The sequence below is a fragment of the Pseudomonas sp. LBUM1671 genome (assembly GCF_059695685.1).
This window is the reverse complement of record NZ_CP166782.1, coordinates 3,672,951-3,691,452: the sequence shown is the minus strand read 5'-3', so window position 1 is coordinate 3,691,452 and position 18,502 is coordinate 3,672,951. Positions and strand designations below refer to the sequence as shown.

At 58.8% G+C, this 18,502-nt stretch carries 16 protein-coding genes and 2 pseudogenes; 8 read left to right on the top strand and 10 right to left on the bottom strand.

Annotated features, from left to right (window positions below; genetic code table 11):
* Positions 1–261: 261 nt before the first annotated feature.
* Positions 262–807, bottom strand: a complete 546-nt coding sequence (locus tag ACA060_RS16870; RefSeq protein WP_497311890.1) for a cupin — start codon at positions 805–807, stop codon at positions 262–264.
* Positions 808–1,007: 200 nt separating this feature from the next.
* Between ACA060_RS16870 and ACA060_RS16865 the strand changes: the two genes are divergently transcribed.
* The 4 genes from ACA060_RS16865 (at position 1,008) to ACA060_RS16850 (ending at position 4,986) form a co-directional block, all read left to right on the top strand.
* Positions 1,008–1,604 (top strand): eCIS core domain-containing protein, encoded by a 597-nt coding sequence (locus ACA060_RS16865; RefSeq protein ID WP_497311888.1) that lies wholly within the window; start codon positions 1,008–1,010, stop codon positions 1,602–1,604.
* Between the two features lie 457 nt (positions 1,605–2,061).
* Positions 2,062–2,496, top strand: coding sequence for a hypothetical protein (locus tag ACA060_RS16860; RefSeq protein WP_109632539.1), 435 nt, complete (start codon positions 2,062–2,064; stop codon positions 2,494–2,496).
* Positions 2,493–3,953, top strand: coding sequence for an ATPase domain-containing protein (locus ACA060_RS16855; RefSeq protein WP_497311886.1), 1,461 nt, complete (start codon positions 2,493–2,495; stop codon positions 3,951–3,953). Before ACA060_RS16860 ends, ACA060_RS16855 begins: the two co-directional genes overlap by 4 nt.
* 10 nt (positions 3,954–3,963) lie before the next feature.
* Complete coding sequence (locus ACA060_RS16850; protein ID WP_497311884.1) at positions 3,964–4,986, top strand: sensor histidine kinase; 1,023 nt, start codon at positions 3,964–3,966, stop codon at positions 4,984–4,986.
* On the opposite strand, the gene ACA060_RS16845 is transcribed toward ACA060_RS16850, so the two are convergent.
* The 5 genes from ACA060_RS16845 to ACA060_RS16825 all read right to left on the bottom strand — a co-directional run bounded on the left by ACA060_RS16845 (position 4,969) and on the right by ACA060_RS16825 (position 11,057).
* Positions 4,969–6,069, bottom strand: coding sequence for an alpha/beta hydrolase family protein (locus ACA060_RS16845; RefSeq protein ID WP_497318283.1), 1,101 nt, complete (start codon positions 6,067–6,069; stop codon positions 4,969–4,971). The genes ACA060_RS16850 and ACA060_RS16845 overlap by 18 nt on opposite strands.
* 250 nt (positions 6,070–6,319) lie before the next feature.
* Positions 6,320–6,814 (bottom strand): PaaI family thioesterase, encoded by a 495-nt coding sequence (locus ACA060_RS16840; protein ID WP_497311882.1) that lies wholly within the window; start codon positions 6,812–6,814, stop codon positions 6,320–6,322.
* 252 nt (positions 6,815–7,066) lie between these two features.
* Positions 7,067–7,636, bottom strand: coding sequence for a GNAT family N-acetyltransferase (locus ACA060_RS16835; protein WP_497311880.1), 570 nt, complete (start codon positions 7,634–7,636; stop codon positions 7,067–7,069).
* A 140-nt stretch (positions 7,637–7,776) separates the two neighbouring features.
* Entirely contained in the window at positions 7,777–9,939 is a 2,163-nt protein-coding gene (locus ACA060_RS16830; protein WP_497311878.1) for an ATP-binding protein, read from the bottom strand.
* A 113-nt stretch (positions 9,940–10,052) separates the two neighbouring features.
* On the bottom strand, positions 10,053–11,057 hold the full coding sequence (locus tag ACA060_RS16825) for a LacI family DNA-binding transcriptional regulator (protein WP_497311876.1): 1,005 nt from the start codon (positions 11,055–11,057) through the stop codon (positions 10,053–10,055).
* 227 nt (positions 11,058–11,284) lie between these two features.
* On the opposite strand from ACA060_RS16825, the gene ACA060_RS16820 reads away from it, so the two are divergent.
* The 3 genes from ACA060_RS16820 to ACA060_RS16810 are packed head-to-tail and all read left to right on the top strand — an operon-like array spanning position 11,285 to position 14,807.
* Positions 11,285–12,424 carry a Gfo/Idh/MocA family protein gene (locus ACA060_RS16820; RefSeq protein ID WP_497318281.1) on the top strand — a complete coding sequence of 380 codons (1,140 nt, stop codon included), beginning with the start codon at positions 11,285–11,287 and terminating at the stop codon, positions 12,422–12,424.
* Positions 12,421–13,518, top strand: coding sequence for a sugar phosphate isomerase/epimerase family protein (locus ACA060_RS16815; protein ID WP_497318279.1), 1,098 nt, complete (start codon positions 12,421–12,423; stop codon positions 13,516–13,518). The genes ACA060_RS16820 and ACA060_RS16815 overlap by 4 nt, the downstream gene beginning before the upstream one ends.
* Before the next feature lie 56 nt (positions 13,519–13,574).
* A complete protein-coding gene (locus ACA060_RS16810; protein ID WP_497311874.1) occupies positions 13,575–14,807 on the top strand; it encodes a nucleoside permease in 1,233 nt (410 codons plus the stop codon).
* A 19-nt stretch (positions 14,808–14,826) separates the two neighbouring features.
* Here ACA060_RS16810 and ACA060_RS16805 read toward each other — a convergent pair whose 3' ends face one another.
* The 3 genes and pseudogenes from ACA060_RS16805 to ACA060_RS16795 all read right to left on the bottom strand — a co-directional run.
* Positions 14,827–15,498: a class I SAM-dependent methyltransferase gene (locus ACA060_RS16805; RefSeq protein WP_497311872.1), complete on the bottom strand. Its 672-nt coding sequence runs from the start codon at positions 15,496–15,498 to the stop codon at positions 14,827–14,829.
* A 98-nt stretch (positions 15,499–15,596) separates the two neighbouring features.
* Positions 15,597–16,127, bottom strand: a complete 531-nt coding sequence (locus tag ACA060_RS16800) for a glyoxalase superfamily protein (RefSeq protein ID WP_497311870.1) — start codon at positions 16,125–16,127, stop codon at positions 15,597–15,599.
* A 336-nt stretch (positions 16,128–16,463) separates the two neighbouring features.
* A pseudogene (locus tag ACA060_RS16795) lies at positions 16,464–16,793 on the bottom strand (hypothetical protein); the annotation flags it as partial.
* Here ACA060_RS16795 and ACA060_RS16790 point away from each other — a divergent pair.
* Positions 16,776–17,042, top strand: a pseudogene (locus tag ACA060_RS16790) (TetR/AcrR family transcriptional regulator); the annotation flags it as partial. The pseudogenes ACA060_RS16795 and ACA060_RS16790 sit on opposite strands and share 18 nt — an antisense overlap.
* Before the next feature lie 92 nt (positions 17,043–17,134).
* Here ACA060_RS16790 and ACA060_RS16785 read toward each other — a convergent pair.
* Positions 17,135–18,460, bottom strand: coding sequence for an epoxide hydrolase family protein (locus tag ACA060_RS16785; protein ID WP_497311868.1), 1,326 nt, complete (start codon positions 18,458–18,460; stop codon positions 17,135–17,137).
* Between the last annotated feature and the right edge of the window lie 42 nt (positions 18,461–18,502).

Sequence of the window (18,502 nt, the reverse complement as noted above, 5' to 3'; positions counted from 1 at the left end):
GTACAAACGATGCGGTCGAGCAGGGATATTAGATGGACGGAGTGGGGCAGGTTCAGTAGGGGCAGCTATTGTCTATGTGTTCACTTCGCCAGTTGCCGCCCAATCAGCTCGTCCCTGAGGCGGCTGGCGGGGTGGACTCTCTTTTGAGCTTTCATAGAGGGCAGGCTGCTAAGAGACTGTGGCATGCGGAACGGATTTACCCCTACGGCTTCAAAGTCTTCAGCGCAAAGGTCCGCACCGTTCGTGATTGCCCCCGGCCTGTCAACGCTGCCCAGCCCAATACTGATGCACTGCGCCCTGTGAGCCTTGCACCGGGTCCTGATCGGGAAATGGCAACGTATCGATGCTCGTCAGTTGAGCCTTGGTGGGCGCCTCGCGGCAGATATCGGCCTGCTGACCCGGCGGATAAGCACCCACGACCAGAAAGTCTGCGTTGGAACCCAAATTGCAGTGACCGGTGCCGGCCGGTAGTAGCAATACGTCGCCAGCGTTGACTTCAAGTACCTGTCCATCCGGGCCGCCCAGCATTAACCGGGCCTTGCCGCTGACGATGCCAAGCACTTCATGACCTTCGGTATGGTAGTGGTGGTAGCTGTAAACCCCGTCTCGCCAATGAGGTGGCCAGCCATTGGCGCTGAAGGTTTGCTCGAACAGCGCCGCGGGGTCATCGCCCTGAACGGCAATCGCGTTGGGGTAAATGAGTACCGGCAGGCGCGGGTTGTTGGGAACCCATTCGTTGCGTTCAAACATCAGGGCTTGCACGGTACCGGTCGCAGCTTGCGAGTTGTTCATAAAGGTTGCAGTCATGGCAATGTCCTTGAAATGAACAGGGTGTGTGGGGGTACGCGTTGGCCCTCCTTATGCGCTAGACGATGCGAATGATGTGTGAGTTCAACGTTGCGGGCCAACGGCGATTCCAGGCAGAGGTAAGGAGGACCGCAACACTGACGGGGTTGCTGGGACTACGCTGAAACTATCGCGCGCAGCGTCCGCCCCAGGAGCGCCCAATGCCGCCCATCACCACGCGCCTGGTGGCGCTGTTCGTTCTTTGCCTGACGCTCGAAGTGCCAGCCCAGGACAGCGCCTGCCCAGTTGGCGAGAAACAAGTGTGCCTGGACGAATGCATCTGCCTCCCAGACCTGGGGCCGCTGCTGGGCCCTTTGCCTGATGACATCTACCAGATTGCGTCACCGGCCCTGGCGATGTGGCTGACCCAAGCTCGTGCTGATGCGGCCGTCAACGGAACTCAACCCATTCCACCGCACATCCGGGAGAAACTGCTGCGCTGGTACGACCCCCGCGTCCTCGATGCCGCACGCTACAAAGTCAGCGACAACGGACAATTCAACGCCGCCACCGCCATGCTGCAAAACCCCGATGTCGGCGCCGTGACGCTGATTGACATCATCCTCTTCAGGGATGCGCAAACCGCTGAAGAGAACATCGCGCTCTGGGCCCACGAACTCAAGCATGTGCAGCAGTATCAGGAATGGGGGGTTGAAGGGTTTGCCCAGCGATATACACAAGATTTCAATGCGGTGGAGGCGCCGGCTTATGCCATACAAGCCGAGGTCAGGCGGTGGGTGCGGGACGGGACGCTCTGAAGGGGAGTGGATGCGCTGACCATGTTAAATCATGTAGCGCATTTCCAATGATCACTTAGCGAGTGCAAGTACTAAGAGTGCATTCGGTATCAGTGCTGCGTAAATGTGCAAGGGGTTTTGTGATAGTGGCGGATCCGAATCACCCTGAGCACGAGGCAATGTCGGAGTTGTATGAGGATGATGGGTTCGATCGGACGGCAGTTTGACTGCGAGTGGGTCAATCAATGGTTGAAGCAGGCGAAGGTCTGATCAGCAGTCGTGCGCCCAACTCGTCTCGTAGTAGCAAGGCTTCTGGTGGTTGTGCCGCGATAGCAATTCGTCCTCGTAAACCTGATGGCATCCCATACGGCTGATAAATCATTGGAAATGACAGTAACGATAGTCTCTAGTCAATTGAGTCTCTCTGATTCGTTATAGGGTGTACCATCGGGCTCTGTCCATCAGAAATCAGTTAGCCATGTCCGCGCTAAACGAAGAGAGCCGCCAGATCGTAGCTTCTCTGGCGCACCGGGTTGGCCCTAATGCTGATACTGCAAGGATCGCCCAAGCGATTGTCTCAACCTTGCAGAGTATGGATGCAGCCCTCACCCCCATTATTGGCCAGCAAGGGGTTGCCGCGCTTTACCGGCGCAGCCTTCATCTGTGCGCCTCCCAACACCCGGGTGTGGCTCATATATCTGATCGTGTGCAAACCGCGCTGGATCTGAATGTTCTAAATTCTGAACTCGTTTCAGAAAGCGAAGAAGATGCCTTGTTTTTTGGTGAAGTGCTGCTCACCACCTTCTACCAACTGCTGACTACGCTGATCGGGCCTTCGCTCACCGCACGCTTGCTCCGTGACGTGTGGAATCCTTCTTTGAGCGACACATCTGCGCAGGAAAATTCGCCATGAGCACCAAAGTGACTATCAACCGTCTGGCCACCGGAGTGCCAGGACTGGACGAGGTGCTGGGCGGGGGATTGCCGGAGTTTTCGTTCAACCTGATCGCCGGCCCGCCTGGCTGTGGCAAAACCACCCTGGCGCATCAAATGATGTTCGCCCTGGCGACGCCCGAGCGCCCGGCACTGTTCTTCACCGTGCTCGGCGAGCCGCCGTTGAAGATGCTGCGTTATCAGCAGCAATTTGACTTTTTCGACAACGAAGCGATCAATCAGTCGATCCGTTACATCAATTTGGCCAATGACACCTTGGCCGGGAATTTGGACGAAGTGTTACGGCGCATCGTCGCTGAGGTTGAGGCGTACTCTCCGTCGCTGGTGTTCGTCGACTCGTTCCGTTCGGTGGTGCTGGCGAGCCAGACCCAGGACAACCCCAATAATAACTTGCCGCAGTTCGTTCAGCAGCTGGGCATGTTAATGACCACTTGGCAGGCAACAACCTTCTTGATCGGCGAATACTTCACCGAAACCGATACCAATCCGATTTTCACCGTCGCTGATGGCTTGATCTGGCTGCGTCAGAGCGTCCAGCGCAACTCCATGGTGCGCAAGATGGAGATCATGAAGATGCGCGGTCAGCCGACGCTGCCGGGGCTGCACACCTTCCGTATCGCCGCCTCCGGCATCAAGGTCTTCGCGCCGCCCCCACTCAACCGGGTTGAAGCGCCACTGAAGTTTCCGATTCAGCGCCTGAAAATGGGCGTACCGCAACTCGACGAGATGCTCGGCGGTGGCTTGCCCCGTGGATACTCCTTGCTGGTGGCCGGGCCGTCGGGTTCGGGCAAAAGCATCCTGGCGTCAACCTTCCTGGCCGAAGGCGCACGCAATGGCGAAACTGGCGTCATCGCGGTGTTCGAACAAAGACCCAATCACTCCCGGAACGCCACCCTCGCGGGTCTTATTCAGAGCGGGCAGGTGGCTCTGGTGGACAGCCGTGCACCGGATTTGTCCATCGACGAAATCGTCCAGCTGCTGTTGAGTGAGATCAGCCGCCTGAACGCCACTCGCGTGGTCATCGATTCGCTGTCCGGCTTCGAACTGGCGCTGGCGCCGACCTTCCGCGAAGATTTCCGCGAATCGTTGTCGCGCATGGTCACGGCGCTGACCAGCGTGGGCGTCAGCGTGTTGTTGACCTCAGAGCTGGAAGACCGCTACACCGACCTGCGCTTCAGTCCTTACGGCACGGCATTTCTCACCGACGCAATCATCGTCCAGCGCTATATTGAAGTGCAGAGTCGCTTGTTACGCATCATGGCCGTGGTCAAGGTTCGGGCCAGCGCTCACTCCGATGAACTGCGGCTGTATCGCATCGACAATGACGGTTTGCAGATCGGGGAAATGTTGCCGGATAAAGAAGGATTGCTTGGGGGACGACCTACCCAGCAGCGTTTGGGCACAGTCGAAGGATGAGCAAAATAACATGAGTGAAGCCGACGGCAACAATGAGCAAGCGATAGCCACTGCAGCACGCGAACTGTTCCTGCTCGGCCGCAAAACGGTTGCGGCGCGGGCGGTGCTCGCGGCAGTGCATAAGGAACTCAACCAAGCCAGTACCCATCTCGTCGATAGCCAGCAGGTCGAGCAACTGATCGAAGCCAACCAGCAGTTGGTGCTGGCAATTCTGTCGGCGCAGTCGGATGCTGAAAGTCCGAAATTCGCTCAATCAGAGCAGCAAATGTACCTGGAGATGCGCGAAGCCAACGAACAATTGGTGATAGCCGCGCTTAGCGCACAAGACCTGCAGGTTGCAGCGGAACATGCGCTGGAGCAGCAACGCAACTTCCTCAACATGGTGGCCCACGAACTGCGAAATCCTCTGACCCCCATCAGCATGATTGCAGGCAGGCTAGTGCGTGTGCCAAGCGAAGAGTTGCCCCGCATGCAGATGTTGATCGAAGGTCAGGTGAAGCAGATGTCCCGTTTGGTGGAAGACTTGCTCGACATCGCCCGCGCCAGCACCGGCAAGTTTCGCCTTGATTGCCACATTGTCGATATGGCTCAGATCATCCATGAGGCCATAGACATCTGTACCCCGGTCATGGTCGCTCACAACTTGCATTTCAGCTCGGAACTGCCGGAGTGCGCACTGATGGTGAACGGCGATCGGGCACGCCTCACTCAAATTCTTGGCAATCTGCTGGGCAACGCAGCCAAGTACACGCCGGCGGATGGCGCAGTCATCTTTACAGTTACCGCCGAAGCCGATCTGCTCGAAATTCGCATCCGCGATACCGGCATCGGTATAACTTCCAAGGCGCTGCCGTTCATCTTTGAACCCTTTGTACAGGATGTTCACGCGGTTGGTTTCAATGGAGCAGGCCTGGGCATTGGTCTGACGGTGGTGCGTGAGTTGATCGAAGCCCACGGTGGTACGGTGACGGGCACAAGTGCGGGAGAAGGGGAGGGAAGCGAGTTTATAGTGACATTACCCTTGATTCATTAATGCTTTTTTGGTCACTTGATCACACCGTTTGCATTTAGCCCCTATTTTGTAGATTGAGGACTGAAGAAACTCGTCGATCAGCGATGTAACTTGCTGTTGGATCACCCCACGTGGGCGAGCGCCGTCGCCATCCCGGCAAATGATGCCATCGCCGGGTACGTCCTCTTCGAGCAGTACCTCTGCGCCAGGTTTGCACACCGACAAGAAGCTGAAGTGGCTTGCGTCACTGATTTCGACGTAACGGCTTGACGCCGCAGGCAGGCGTTTGGCCAGGTTGGCAGACTCCAGCTCGGCGGGAAGGTCGCGCGACGGTACGCCGGCAGCGATCACCAGCACTGGTACCGACAGCGCGGCCAGGCTTTCGTCGGTCATGCCCCGTGAAAGGCCCAAGTCCAATGTAACCACAGCGGTGACGCGTTTATCGCGCCAATCGGCGGTCAACGCGGCCTTTGATTTTGAGGTGCTTGCGGGGTTCATCTTTCCATAGACGGTGCAGCTTGCTAACTGTGGGTGGGCTTTGCAGTCGTTGGCAAAGCGGTCTGGATCGAAGCGAGATCCGGCGATCTCAAGGGCGGTCCAGCCGCCGAGTGAATGGCCCACCACTGCAATTCGGCCATCGGCGACCAAGCCGAATTTCTCAGGTTGAGCCGTGACGCTATCAATGGCTCGAGTCAAATCAACGGGCCGCTGCCATAACTGTGCCGCTGCTTGAGGGCTACGGTCATGAGTGGTGGTGCCAGGGTGATTGATGGCGGCGACGATGTAACCCCTTTGAGCCAGAGCACTGGCAAGCCAGACCTGGTTACTCCAGTTACCCCTGTACCCATGGGAGAGCACCAACAGTGGATGCTTGCCAGCAGCTGGCGGTGCGTCACGAACGGCAGAAGCCCCGACGAACACCACATCATCGCCAATCATTTGCGTAGCGGCGGTCGTTGCACTGGGGTACCAGACGACCATCTCCAGTGCACGGTTATTCTGCGAATCTGCCAGTGTGGAGGAGTGGAATCCGACAGGGTTCTCTTCAGCGAGTGCGATGGTCGTCAACGAGGTCAACAGCAGGGCGGCAAAAGCTATTTTCAATGTCGTTTCTTCCTTGATTAGACAAATGCATGGCAACCTGAATCCGCCGTTCGGCGCATTCACTTTCGGAGGGCGTCGAAGCTAATGTGGTTGCCCATAGGCACGGACATTAAAGCCCACATTCGAAGCGCCGCGCATAACTTTTATCGTCAGCATCAGGGCGACTTTCGTGATTGCGACGGGATGCTCAATGATTCCGATTTTCTGACGAGGTCCCGCGACGGAACTGTCTCTAGTGCGTAGAAACTAACTACCGACTGTGCGCCGCAGCCGCCAATTGCCCGGTATCCACGCGCACAAACACCGAGTCGCCAACCGCCGTGAGCACGTCCCCGGCGTAGACCTCGCAGATCACACGGGTTTTGCGCCCGACATCGCCTTCCACCCGGGCACGCAGGGTCAGCGGTACGCCCATCGGTGTCGGTTTGATGAACTTGATGCCGAGGTTGCCGGTGACGCAATTGATGCGAGGGAGGCTGGCCACTTCGCGGTTTTCCGTCCGGTAGTGATAAGCCATCGCTGTCCAGTTTGAATGGCAGTCGACCAGCATCGCAATCAACCCGCCGTACACCAGATCCGGCCAGCCGCAATACATGGGATCAGGCACGTGCTCAGCCAAGACATGCACGCCGTCCTCATCCCAGTAACTCTTGATGTGGAGCCCGTGTGGATTGCTGCTGCCGCAGCCATAGCAAACGCCTTCAGGCGCGGCGCTGTCTTGCAGGGAGGTGTCGAGACTGGACATAACGGAGTCTTCCTCAAACGGGGGGGAACCAAACCTGGCGGATTTTAACGCTGCAAGAGGGCCGCGGTCACTCGGGCAATCGCGAGCGACGTGCCCACCTGCATCCTGAATATTTCCGGGTCCAGCGGACTCAAGCGAACGGCATGAGCAAACGTGCCCTGTCGAGCAATGCGATGCCGCCATGTTGGTGGGCATCAGGATCGGATTCGCGCGACACGCGAAAGGACACGCTGCGCGAATCGCAGGATAAAGCTAAGGCGCCAGAACGTACTCATGAAAAATCTGCGGCCCGTGCTGGTCGTCGTTTTTGCTGGTAAATCCCATATGGACTGCCAGGCCGTGCATCGCCTCGTTACCGGAGGAATCCATCGACGAGATTTTGCTGAAGCCCTGGCGTGTGGCGGTGTCCATCAAATGTTGCAACAGCGCCTTGGCGACGCCTCGTCGTTGCCAGCGTTCAACCACCGCCACAGCGAACTCGCAATGGGCGTCGCCTTCGTACGCCCCGTAACGCGCCGTACCCACTTCAATGAGCTGATTGCCCTCGTATGCCAGCGCAAGGTAGGCCATGCGATTGTTCAGGTTGATATCCATGAGCTGGTCGTGGGGTTCGACCAGATTGCTGAACGAGGCCAGAAAATGAAAATGCGGTTTGCCTTTGCCGAGCTCGTTGAAAAAGGCCAGATCCCGGTCTCGATCGGTTTCTGCCAATTCGCGAATCAGCAGGGGCGTACCGTCCGCCAAGGATTCCACCCAGTATTCGCTGGTCAGCCCATCGGTTTCATCCTTGAAACGTTGGTTGATGCTTGCGTCATAAGACATGCGAAGAACTCCAGCTCATTAATGGGACTGCTCATTCACCCTAGTCTTATGCGCGGTGAGCTGGCGTGATATCCGCTCGCTGACAGGAAAACTGGACAGCCGGTGCGCTCAATCCCGCGGTTCCTTAGCCTGGCATTCAGTTATGCTCCTGCGCTGACCAGCGAGCGCACGCGCTGGCCGAGGTCGTTCAGGCTGAACGGCTTGGTCAGTAGCCGGGTCGTCGAATCAACGGAAACCAGGTTCGAACCACCGGCAAATCCGGTGATGAACAGCACCTTGAGTTTCGGGTATTTCGCCTTGAACTCCGCCGCCAGGGCGACCCCGTTCATCAGTCCGGGCAAGCCGATGTCCGTGAGCAGCAGATCGATGTGGTCCAGCTTTTCCGCTTGTCTGAAGGCTGAGACGCTGTCGACCGCTTCAATGACCCGATAGCCCATGTCGGACAAGAACTCCGAGGCCATTTGCCGAATGGCCGTTTCATCGTCCACCAGCAGGATGGTTTCATTGTGGCCGAATGGCTCCGATGCTTGAGTCTCATCCGGGTCGGCTGTGTTCCGGGCAGGCTGCGAGTTGTCCACTGGAAAGAACATCGTCACTGTCGTACCCACACCCAGGCTGCTGTGAACCCTGACCTGCCCACCGGATTGCTGGGTGAAGCCGTAAATCATCGAGAGGCCCAGGCCCGTGCCTTCGCCGATTTTCTTGGTGGTGAAGAACGGGTCAAAAATGCGCGATAAATTCTCCGCGCTGATGCCCGTGCCTGAGTCCGTCACCGATATCGTGACATAGGCGCCTGACGGCACCATTTTCTCGGTAGACGATGCCTGATCGATGACGCATCGATCGACCCCCAGATTCAGGGTGCCGCCATTGGGCATGGCATCCCGGGCATTGATCGCGAGGTTAAGCAGTGCGTTTTCCAGTTGGTTGAGGTCACAGCGGATGCGATCGTTTGCGCGAAAGGAGCATTCGACGATGATGCTGGGGCCGACTGAGCGCCGAATCATTTCATCGAGTCCCGCCACCACTGTCCGGGGTTCGAGCAGTTCAGGCTGGAGTGATTGCTGTCTCGAAAACGCCAACAGACGTTGCGTTAGTGCAGCGGCTCTGGAGGCTGAGGTCATCGCCACGCAGGCATAGCGAGTCAGCTCATCGAAGCGACCCGCATCGATACGTCGTTGCAACAGCTCCAGGCTGCCGATAATGCCCGCCAGCAAGTTATTGAAGTCATGGGCGATGCCGCCAGTCAGTTGGCCAACCGCTTCCATTTTCTGACTTTGCCGAAGCTTGGATTCGGTCATTGCGCGTTCTTGCTGTTCGGCCTCAAGCTGAGCCGTCCGCTGGGCAATTCGGTCCTCAAGCAAGTCGTTCCAGTCTCGAAGCGCGCCCTCCAATTGCACCCGGGTGTCGATATCCTCGATGGTTCCATACCACTGTTCATTTTGTCCGGCAGCGTCGAAGCTGCGCAGTGCCCGGGTTCTGAACCAGCGATATTCCCCGGTGTTTTTTTGCAGCCTCACTTGCGTGTCGAACGGCTCCAGTGTGGTCAGGGAACGACTCCAGAGGTTCTCCAGAGATTCCCGGTCCTCAGGGTGAGCAGCTTTAGCCCATTGATGCCCTAATGTCTCTGCCGAGGTCATCCCGGTGTATTCGTACCAGCGCTGATCAATGGAGGTCAGTGTGCCGCCCTTGTCCGCCGTCCAGGGCCAGAGCGGATTGAGTTCCGCCGCGATCCGGTAGTGCCTTTCGCTTTCACGCAATCGTTCTTCCGTTGAACGCATGGCCTGCAAGGTGTTGGAGCGCTTTAACACCGCGCCGAGCAGGTTGCTGTAGACACGAAGAAAATCGATGTCGCTGTCCGTAAACTGGCGAGGGCTTCGACTGTCGACCTCGAAGATGCCGAAAGGACGGTTCTCCGTGGCCCCGTACACCAGAACGTTGACGAAGGCTTTTACCCCGTTTTTCTTTTGAAAATGGTGATAGCGGAAGCGAGTTTCTGTCGAAATATCCGTCGAAATAACCGGGGCGTCCGAGTCCAGTGAAAACCGCTCCGGGCTTCCTTCGCAGGCTTGAACCCGTACCTTTCCGACCACGTCCGGGGTCCAGCCAACGCCGTTTCGCACCACAAACGTGATGCCGTCGTCTTGCAACAGCATGAACTTGGACAGATGAGTTTCAAGCGCTTCCCCGACCAAACGACACGCTTCGTCGAGGATGTGCTCAAGATTGTCTGAGACCAACGCCAGTTCGCCAAACTCGGCGAGCACTTTGCGTTGGCGCAGTAACGTCGCCTCGGTAGCCATGTGTTCACCCACGCAGATTTATATATCCGAGGCTGGCGCTCCGGCTAGGTTCCACCGAATGCGTGAGGTTTCCATTTTTTTGAGCATGCGGCGGTGCTCTGACCCTGCGAGTGTCAGCGCTCCCTGACCACCGCCGTGCTGTTGCGCAACGTCAATTCAAACGGCAACACCACATGCCGTTGCTCGATCGGTTTCTTCTCGATCAGCGCAATCAACATCTCCACGGCTTTCTGGCCGAAGGTTTCGGCGGGTTGCGAGATAGTCGTCAGGGGCGGATCGCAGTACGCCGCGAAAGGGATGTCGTCGAAACCCACCAATGAAATGTCCTCTGGCACTCGCAGGCCCTGTTGCTTGATGCGTTTCAATGCTCCGATGGCCATTTCATCGTTTTCGCAAAACAGCGCCGTGGGGCGGTCGGGCAAGTCCAGCATCGCGGCGGCACCGTCATCGCCGGCCTTGAGACTGAAATCGCCATGGCAGATCAGCGCGGGGTCCGACGCGATCCCGGCCTGATGCAAGGCGTCCTGATAACCGGCCACGCGATCGCGGGTCAGCGGGCTGCTTTTCGGGCCTTTGATCAGGCCGATGCGGCGGTGGCCGAGTTCGATCAGATGCTCGGTCATGGCCTTGGCGGCTGCGCGGTTGTCGAGGCTGATGGTGGGATGACGACCGCCCTGAATCACCTCGCAGGCATTGACGATTGGCGGCAATTCGGCGCTGGGGAAGGGCGCTTCGAAAGGGTCATAGGCGCGCAGCTGGATCACGCCATCGGCTTGATGGGCGTACACCAATTCGGCAAATTCCCGTTCGATCTCTTCCCGACCCTGGGTGTCGCACAGCAACAGCCGATAACCGGCGAGCTGGGCGGCCTGTTGCGCGCCGCTGATCACCTTGGCGAAAAAGGTGTTGGCGACAGTCGGCACCAGAATCACCAGGTTGCCGGTTCTGCGCGAACGAAATTGCACCGCCATGAGGTTTGGTCGATAACCGGCTTTTTCCACGGCGGCGTTGACCTTGTCGCGCGTGTCGGGGAGCACGCGCTCAGGCGACTTCAGCGTCCTGGACACCGTGGCGACGGAAACACCGGCCAGCCTGGCTACTTCGCGGATATTGGACAAGACCACCTCGTTATCGAACTGTGCAGCGGCGAGCTTAGCGCAGGTCGAGGCCACCCTGAAATTTTCCTGGCGATTGATTTGGGGTTTGACACCTCGTCAATCAGGGCCTAAATTTCTGTCACGATGTAACCGGTTACATAGGCTTGAGGTTTCATCCCTTTAAAGCCGTCTGAAGCCGCCTCAAACAGAGAAGAATTGCGATGACTGTTCCAGTGGCAAAAATAAGAATGGGCTTTGTCGGTGGCGGGGAGGGTGCCTTCATCGGGCAGGCCCACCGCCAGGCTGCCGGGCTCGATGGTCGTTTTGAACTGGTGTGTGGCGCGTTCAGCCGCGATGCCCGCAACAATCAGGACACCGGTGCCGCGCTGGGCTTGTCCGCATCGCGCTGCTACAGCGACTGGCGGCAGATGCTGGAGGTCGAGCGCGCGCTGCCCGCCGACCAGCGCATGGAGCTGCTGATCATTGTCACCCCCAATCACCTGCACGCCCCGATTGCCAGCCAGGCGCTGAGCGCGGGGTTTCATGTGTTCAGCGAAAAACCGGCGGCGTTGAATCTGGCCGAGCTGCTGCCGCTCAAGGCTGTGCTTGAGCACAGCGATCGCCTCTATGGCCTGGCCCACACGTACCTGGGTTATCCGATGGTCTGGCAGGCGCGGCAGATGGTGCGCGAAGGCGTGATCGGCACCGTGCGCAAAGTGATTGTCGAGTACCCCCAAGGCTGGTTGAGCGAGGATGTGGCGGGGCAGGGCAACAAGCAGGCCGGCTGGCGCGATCTGCCCGAGCAGTCCGGCCTGGGCGGCTGCATCGGCGATATCGGCACCCATGCCTTTTCATTGGCCGAATTCGTCGCGGACCAACCCATCCAGCACCTGTGCGCAATGTTGAATACCCATATCGCCAGTCGGCAACTGGACGATGACGCCGCGATGCTGTTCAAGATGGCCGACGGCGCGAGTGGCGTGTTGATTGCCAGCCAGGTCTGCGCGGGCGAAGAGAACCCGTTTAAGATCCGCATCTACGGCGACAAGGGCGGCCTGGAATGGCGTCAGGAAGAACCGGCGAGCCTGATCCATCGTTCCCTGGATCAACCCATGCGCGTGCTGCGTTCCGGTGTCGGCCAACCTTGGTTGTGCGACGCCGCGACTCGGCGCATGCGTTTGCCGGCGGGGCATCCCGAGGGCTATCTGGAAGCCATGGCCAACCTCTACGGCGATTTCGCCAACGCGATCCGCAGCAACGTCAACGGCAACGAAGCCCCCGGCGTACCGGGCATCGATGTCGGGCTGCGTGGCATGGCCTTCATCGAAGCGGTGATTGCCAATCATCGTGGCGACACGAAATGGACCGAACTGGTCTGCCCTCAATGAACCCGGAGCACTCAACCGTGAACCCTTCATCTCAAGCAGGCCTGCGCGGCCCGGGGATCTTCCTCGCGCAGTTCATGTCCGCCGAAGCGCCGTTCGATACACTGGCCAATATCGCCCAGTGGGCGGCGTCCCAAGGCTACAAAGCCATTCAATTGCCGACCCTGGGCACGCAGTACATCGACTTGGCTCGCGCCGCCGACAGCCAGGATTACTGCGACGAATTGAAAACCGTCTGCGCTAAAGCAGGCGTCGAGATCAGCGAGTTGTCGACGCACCTGCAAGGCCAATTGGTGGCGGTGCATCCGGCGTTCGACACCTTGTTTGACGACTTTGCCCCGGCGCATTTACGCGGCCAGCCCCAAGCGCGCACCGAGTGGGCGATCGAGCAATTGAAACTCGCCGCCCGCGCCAGTCAGCGCTTGGGGTTGAAGGCCCACGCGACCTTCTCCGGCGCGCTGCTGTGGCCCTATGTCTACCCATGGCCGCAACGCCCGAGCGGGTTGGTCGAACAAGGCTTTGCCGAACTGGCCAAGCGCTGGTTGCCGATTCTTGATTGCTTCGAGGAGGCGGGTGTCGACCTGTGCTACGAAATCCACCCCGGCGAAGACCTGCACGACGGCGCCTCGTTCGAGCGCTTTCTGGAGGCGGTGGATCACCATCCACGGGCCGCGATTCTGTATGACCCCAGCCATCTGCTGCTGCAGCAAATGGACTACCTCGGTTTCATCGATCGCTACCACGCGCGGATCCGCATGTTCCACGTCAAGGATGCCGAGTTCCGGCCCGATGCCCGTTCGGGCGTCTACGGCGGTTATCAGGGCTGGGTCGAGCGGCCGGGGCGTTTCCGCTCGCTGGGCGATGGCCAGATCGATTTCAAGTCGATCTTCAGCAAATTGACTCAATACGACTTCAGCGGCTGGGCCGTGCTCGAGTGGGAGTGTTGCCTCAAGGATTCCGCCCAGGGCGCTGCGCAAGGGGCGACGTTTATCGAGCAGCACATGATCACCAAGACACAGAAGGCTTTTGATGATTTCGCCAGCGTGCAGTCGGACGCAGCTTTCAATCGACGATTGTTGGGGTTGCCCGACGCCTGATCACAACGTTGTTTGCTCCTCTCTCCAACAAAAAAAACAATAAGACGGTGACTGTTATGTCCACGATGACCGCGCGATTGAGCGCCATGATGTTCCTGCAATTCTTTATCTGGGGCGGATGGTTCGTCACCCTCGGTACGTTCCTCGCCAGTAACCTGGGCGCCAACGGCGGCCAGATCGGCATGGCGTTCTCGACCCAGTCCTGGGGCGCTATTCTTGCGCCCTTTGTGATCGGCTTGATCGCCGACCGCTTCTTCAATGCCGAACGCATTCTCGCGGTGCTGCACCTGCTGGGCGCCGTGTTGCTGTATCAGCTGTATCGCGCGCCGGACTTCAGCACGTTTTACCCGTACGTGCTGGCCTACATGATGATCTACATGCCGACCCTGGCACTGGTGAATTCAGTGGCGTTCCGGCAGATGCGTGACCCGGCTCTCGAGTTCTCCCGCATCCGCGTGTGGGGCACCATCGGCTGGATCGTGGCCGGTGTGGTCATCAGTTTTGTGTTTGCCTGGGATTCCCAGGCGATGATTTCCTCAGGCGGGCTGCGCAACACCTTTCTGATGTCGGCGATTGCCTCTCTGGTGCTCGGCCTCTACAGCTTCACCTTGCCGCGCACCGCGCCACTGAAACCCGAAGAGGGCCGCAGCGGCCTCAAGCAAATGCTCGGGCTCGATGCCCTGAGCTTGCTGAAGGACCGCAGCTACCTGGTGTTCTTTATCGCCTCCATTCTGATCTGCATTCCGCTGGCGTTTTATTACCAGAATGCCAATCCGTTCCTGGCGGAAATCGGCGTGACCAACCCAACGGCAAAAATGGCCATCGGGCAGGTTTCCGAAGTGCTGTTCATGCTGCTTCTGCCGCTGTTCATTCACCGCTTCGGGATCAAGCTTGCGCTCTTGGTGGGCATGCTGGCGTGGGCTTTGCGCTATTTGTTGTTCGCCTACGGTAACAACGGCGACCTGGCGTTCATGCTGTTTACCGGCATTGCCTTGCACGGCATCTGCTACGACTTCTTCTTTGTGTCCGGCCAGATCTACACCGACGCCAAAGCACCGGAACGCTTCAGAAGTTCGGCCCAAGGCCTGATTACCCTGGCGACCTACGGCTTGGGCATGCTGATCGGATTCTGGGTCGCGGGGCAGGTTACCGACCACTTTGCGCTGACGGGCAGCCATGACTGGAAGAGCATCTGGTTGTTCCCGGCCGGGTTCGCCCTGGTGATATTTTTCTGCTTCGGGCTGGCGTTCAAAGGGCGGCAGGCGACGGTTGTTCAGTCGACTGTCTGAACAGCGCCCCGACCCGCACTCACTGGCGCGGCTCGGCCACCAACAGCAACGACTGCGGCACCGAACTTTGCGGGTGCTGCGGTTCTTGCAGGCTGGCCAGACGAAAACCGGCCATGTCCAGCGCATTCAGCCAACTGGACAGAGTGCGGAAATACCACGGCATCGGTCGCCACTGGCCCTTGAATCCGGCAAAGGTCTCCTCTCGCCAACCGTCCTGATAGTCACCCGCCGCCACGGCCCACGGATGCAGCGTCTGAATCACCAGCGCGCCGCCTGGGGCGAGCAGGGCGTTCATGGCGGCGAGCAGCGGGATAATGTCTTGGTGCAGCAGGGCGAAGTTGGCGCAGATCAGATCGTAGTCGCGGCCGATGTCCACCTTCGCTTCCACCAACTCGTCATAGCTCGCCACCTGCACCGATGAAGCGCCTGCCGCCCGCGCCGCCTCGACCAGCGTCCCATCGCCATCCACACCGATCGCCTCAATGCCCCGTTGAGCCAATGCGCGCAACAGCCAGCCTTCGCCGCAGCCCAGGTCGAGCACGCGTTCCGGTTGGCGACCTAGCACCGCCAGCAGGATCGCCTGGTCGGTGACCGTGAGGCGACTTTCGATGGCGCCGCTGCGGATGGCTTCGATCCAGGAATGGGCGTTGTGGTGCCAGCTGTCGAGGAGGGCGGATTCGGGGGCGGGCATGTCAGTGTCTGGCGTTGTGGGTTAGATAGAGCATAGGACAAGTACCCGGATCGACTGACCTTGAAGCAGGCTGGGTCACCCCAGCCCGCCAGGCAGGATTAGCTTTGGCAGAACCGAATTCGATTGCCGAATGGGTCATAGACTTCCAGCACTTGCCCCCAACCTTGCTGAACGATATCTGGCCGTCCGTATCCGTAGCGTTTGCCCTGCAATTCGTCGCGCAGCAGTTCGATATTTTGCATCGGGACAAAAACTGTCGATCCCGGGCTGGCATCGCCATGATGTTCGGAAAGATGGAGTTGCAGGCCGTTTCGGCTGATTCCCAGGTATAGCGGCAGATCTGCTTCGAATCGGTGTTCGAATTCGACGCTGAACCCTAGAAAATCAAGGTAAAACTCGCGCGCCTTGGTTTCGTCGAACATCCGCAATATCGGGACGGCTTTTTCGAATGCAATGAGGGGTTGGGTCGGTTCATGGGGGAGCATCGCAGACGCGGTGTTCCAGTCCTTGAAACCCAATTGATGCGCTACCATTTCAAGCACCGTTGAGTGAGACGCCTCTTGATTGCGCGCCTCAAGCGAGGCACGTAGCCTCTTGGCCATCTGTTTGGCTTGTTCGATTGAAAACATCGTTCCTCCTGTAGCCAAGGTATTCTGGTGCTCGCGTTGCCAAACCTCGACTCTCAAGAGTTGCGACAGGATTTGGGGGGAGAAGAAATGCTTTCACCTTTCCTTTCGGAAGCGAGCGGCGGGCAGCATCGGCCTGCGCCGATGATACACAGTGGTGGATCCTGAGTGCGAAAGTTTCCCGGTTTCCAATCACCGGTGCGGGTCATGAGTTCGCTGTGGGTCAGTTGATGCCCGACGTGCAGACCTGAACAGTTGCCAATAGCTCAGGGCAGCCATCGATCCGGGGCGGATTCACCGCGCACCGACGCTGCCCAAAGCGGCTACGTGTTTTGTGCGTCAAGACAGGCGCGATTCGGGTGCTGTGCTGCTCAAGTACTCGGCTCTCGCACCGATGCGCGAGAACACCAGCCAGACAAAAAGCAGCACGCTGCAGCCAATGAGAATTGAGGCGACGCCAATCAACGGCTCGACTGACGGGAAACCCTTGAGCCGCAGCGTCAGTGCGCCGAGCAACACCGGGACGCCAACGTTGTACATCCAGAACTGCGTGGCGGCCACGCGTCCCTCGGTAATGGACGGGTGTGCAGTGCCGATGATCCCGAACAGGGCCATCGACACCCATCCCAACAAATTGACATGGGCGTGTACCGCGAACAGCGCTACATCGAGCCGATTGTCGACTCGCTGAAGGATGTGCTCGCACCCCGGGCGCGCAAGCGGCTGAAGCAGGCGCTGTCGATCGTCATCGGTACAGAGGCGTTGATCGCCGTGCGCGATATCAGTGGCGCGAGTGTCGAAGAATCACTCGACGCCGCCACCTGGGCGGCTCGGGCGCTGGTTCGTCAGGCTCTGGCGGAGGATGAAGAGGCTCGACGCAAGCGCAAAGCTACGAGCTCGCGGCCTTCTTCTGAATGACACCGATTAGGCCTGATCCATGTCTTTTAAGATGCCAATCGATAGTGCGGCCTGCCCATCAGGACGATGGGCAGGCCCGTGCAGCGTAGTATTTAGCGCAAGGAGCGGAAGGCGGCGCGCAGTTCTTTGGCGAACAGTTCAGGCTGTTCCCAGGCCGCAAAATGGCCGCCCTTATCCACTTCGTTGAAATAGATCAGGTTGGGATAGGCGCGTTCGGTCCAGGTTTTCGGCGCCTGATAGATTTCGCCGGGGAACACGGTCACCGCGACAGGGATCTTGATATCCCGGGTCTTCTGTTCAACGGCGTTGAAGTTGTTGGTGTTGTTTTCCCAATACAGGCGAGCGGAGGATATCGCGCTGTTGGTCAGCCAATACAGTGAAATACCGTCGAGGATCTCGTCCTTGGTCAGGGATTTTTCTGCATCGCCGCCGCTGTAGGTCCACTGGTTGAATTTATCGAACATCCACGCGGCCAGGCCTGCGGGTGAATCCGACAAGCCGTAACCAACCGTTTGTGGCCGGGTGCTCATCATGGCGCCGTAAGCCGCATTTTTGCCGAAGAAGGTTTTCAGCGACTCATAGGCCGCGGTCTCCTTGGCCGACAGACCGGCGGGAGGCGAGGTGCCGTCGTTGATTGCCTTGGCGACATCGGCAGGCACGGTGGCCGGCATGTTCACGTGGATCCCCAGCAAGCCGGGCGGTGCCTGGCGCCCCATGGCGTCGGCGATCACCGATCCCCAGTCGCCACCTTGCGACACGTAACGCTTGTAGCCCAGGCGCTTGACCAACACGTCCCACGCCACGCCGATACGGTCGGGACCCCAGCCGCCATCGGTAGGTCTCTGCGAGAAGCCGTAGCCGGGCATCGAAGGAATGATCACGTCAAAGGCATCTTCGGCGCGACCGCCGTAGGCCGTCGGGTCGGTCAACGGGCCGATGGCTTTGGTCAGTTCCAGAATCGAACCGGGCCAGCCGTGGGTGAGCAGCAGCGGCAGGGCGTTGGGATGTTTCGATTTGACGTGGATGAACTGGATGTCGAGGCCGTCGATGTTGGTCACGAACATCGGCAAGGCATTGAGTTGGGCTTCAACTTTTCGCCAGTCGTATTGCGTCCCCCAATAGCCCACGAGTGCCTGCAGTTTCTCAAGCTGCACGCCCTGAGATTGGTCATTGACCGTTTCGCGGTCGGGCCAACGGGTCGCCAGTACGCGTTTGCGCAGATCAGCCACCGCGTCTTCAGGAATGTTGACCTTGAAAGGACGAATGGCGCTGTCCTTCTCAACGGTGGCGGCGGCCACAGGCGGTGTTGCGGCCCGGGCGTAAGAGGGCGAGACGAGGGCGACCAGTGCCAAGGCACCAGCGGTTGCTGAAACAGCTAACAAGCAGCGACGGAACGCCGCAGACGATAGTGCTGACATGGTCGTAACTCCAGGGGGGATTAGGGGCAATAAAACAAGGGA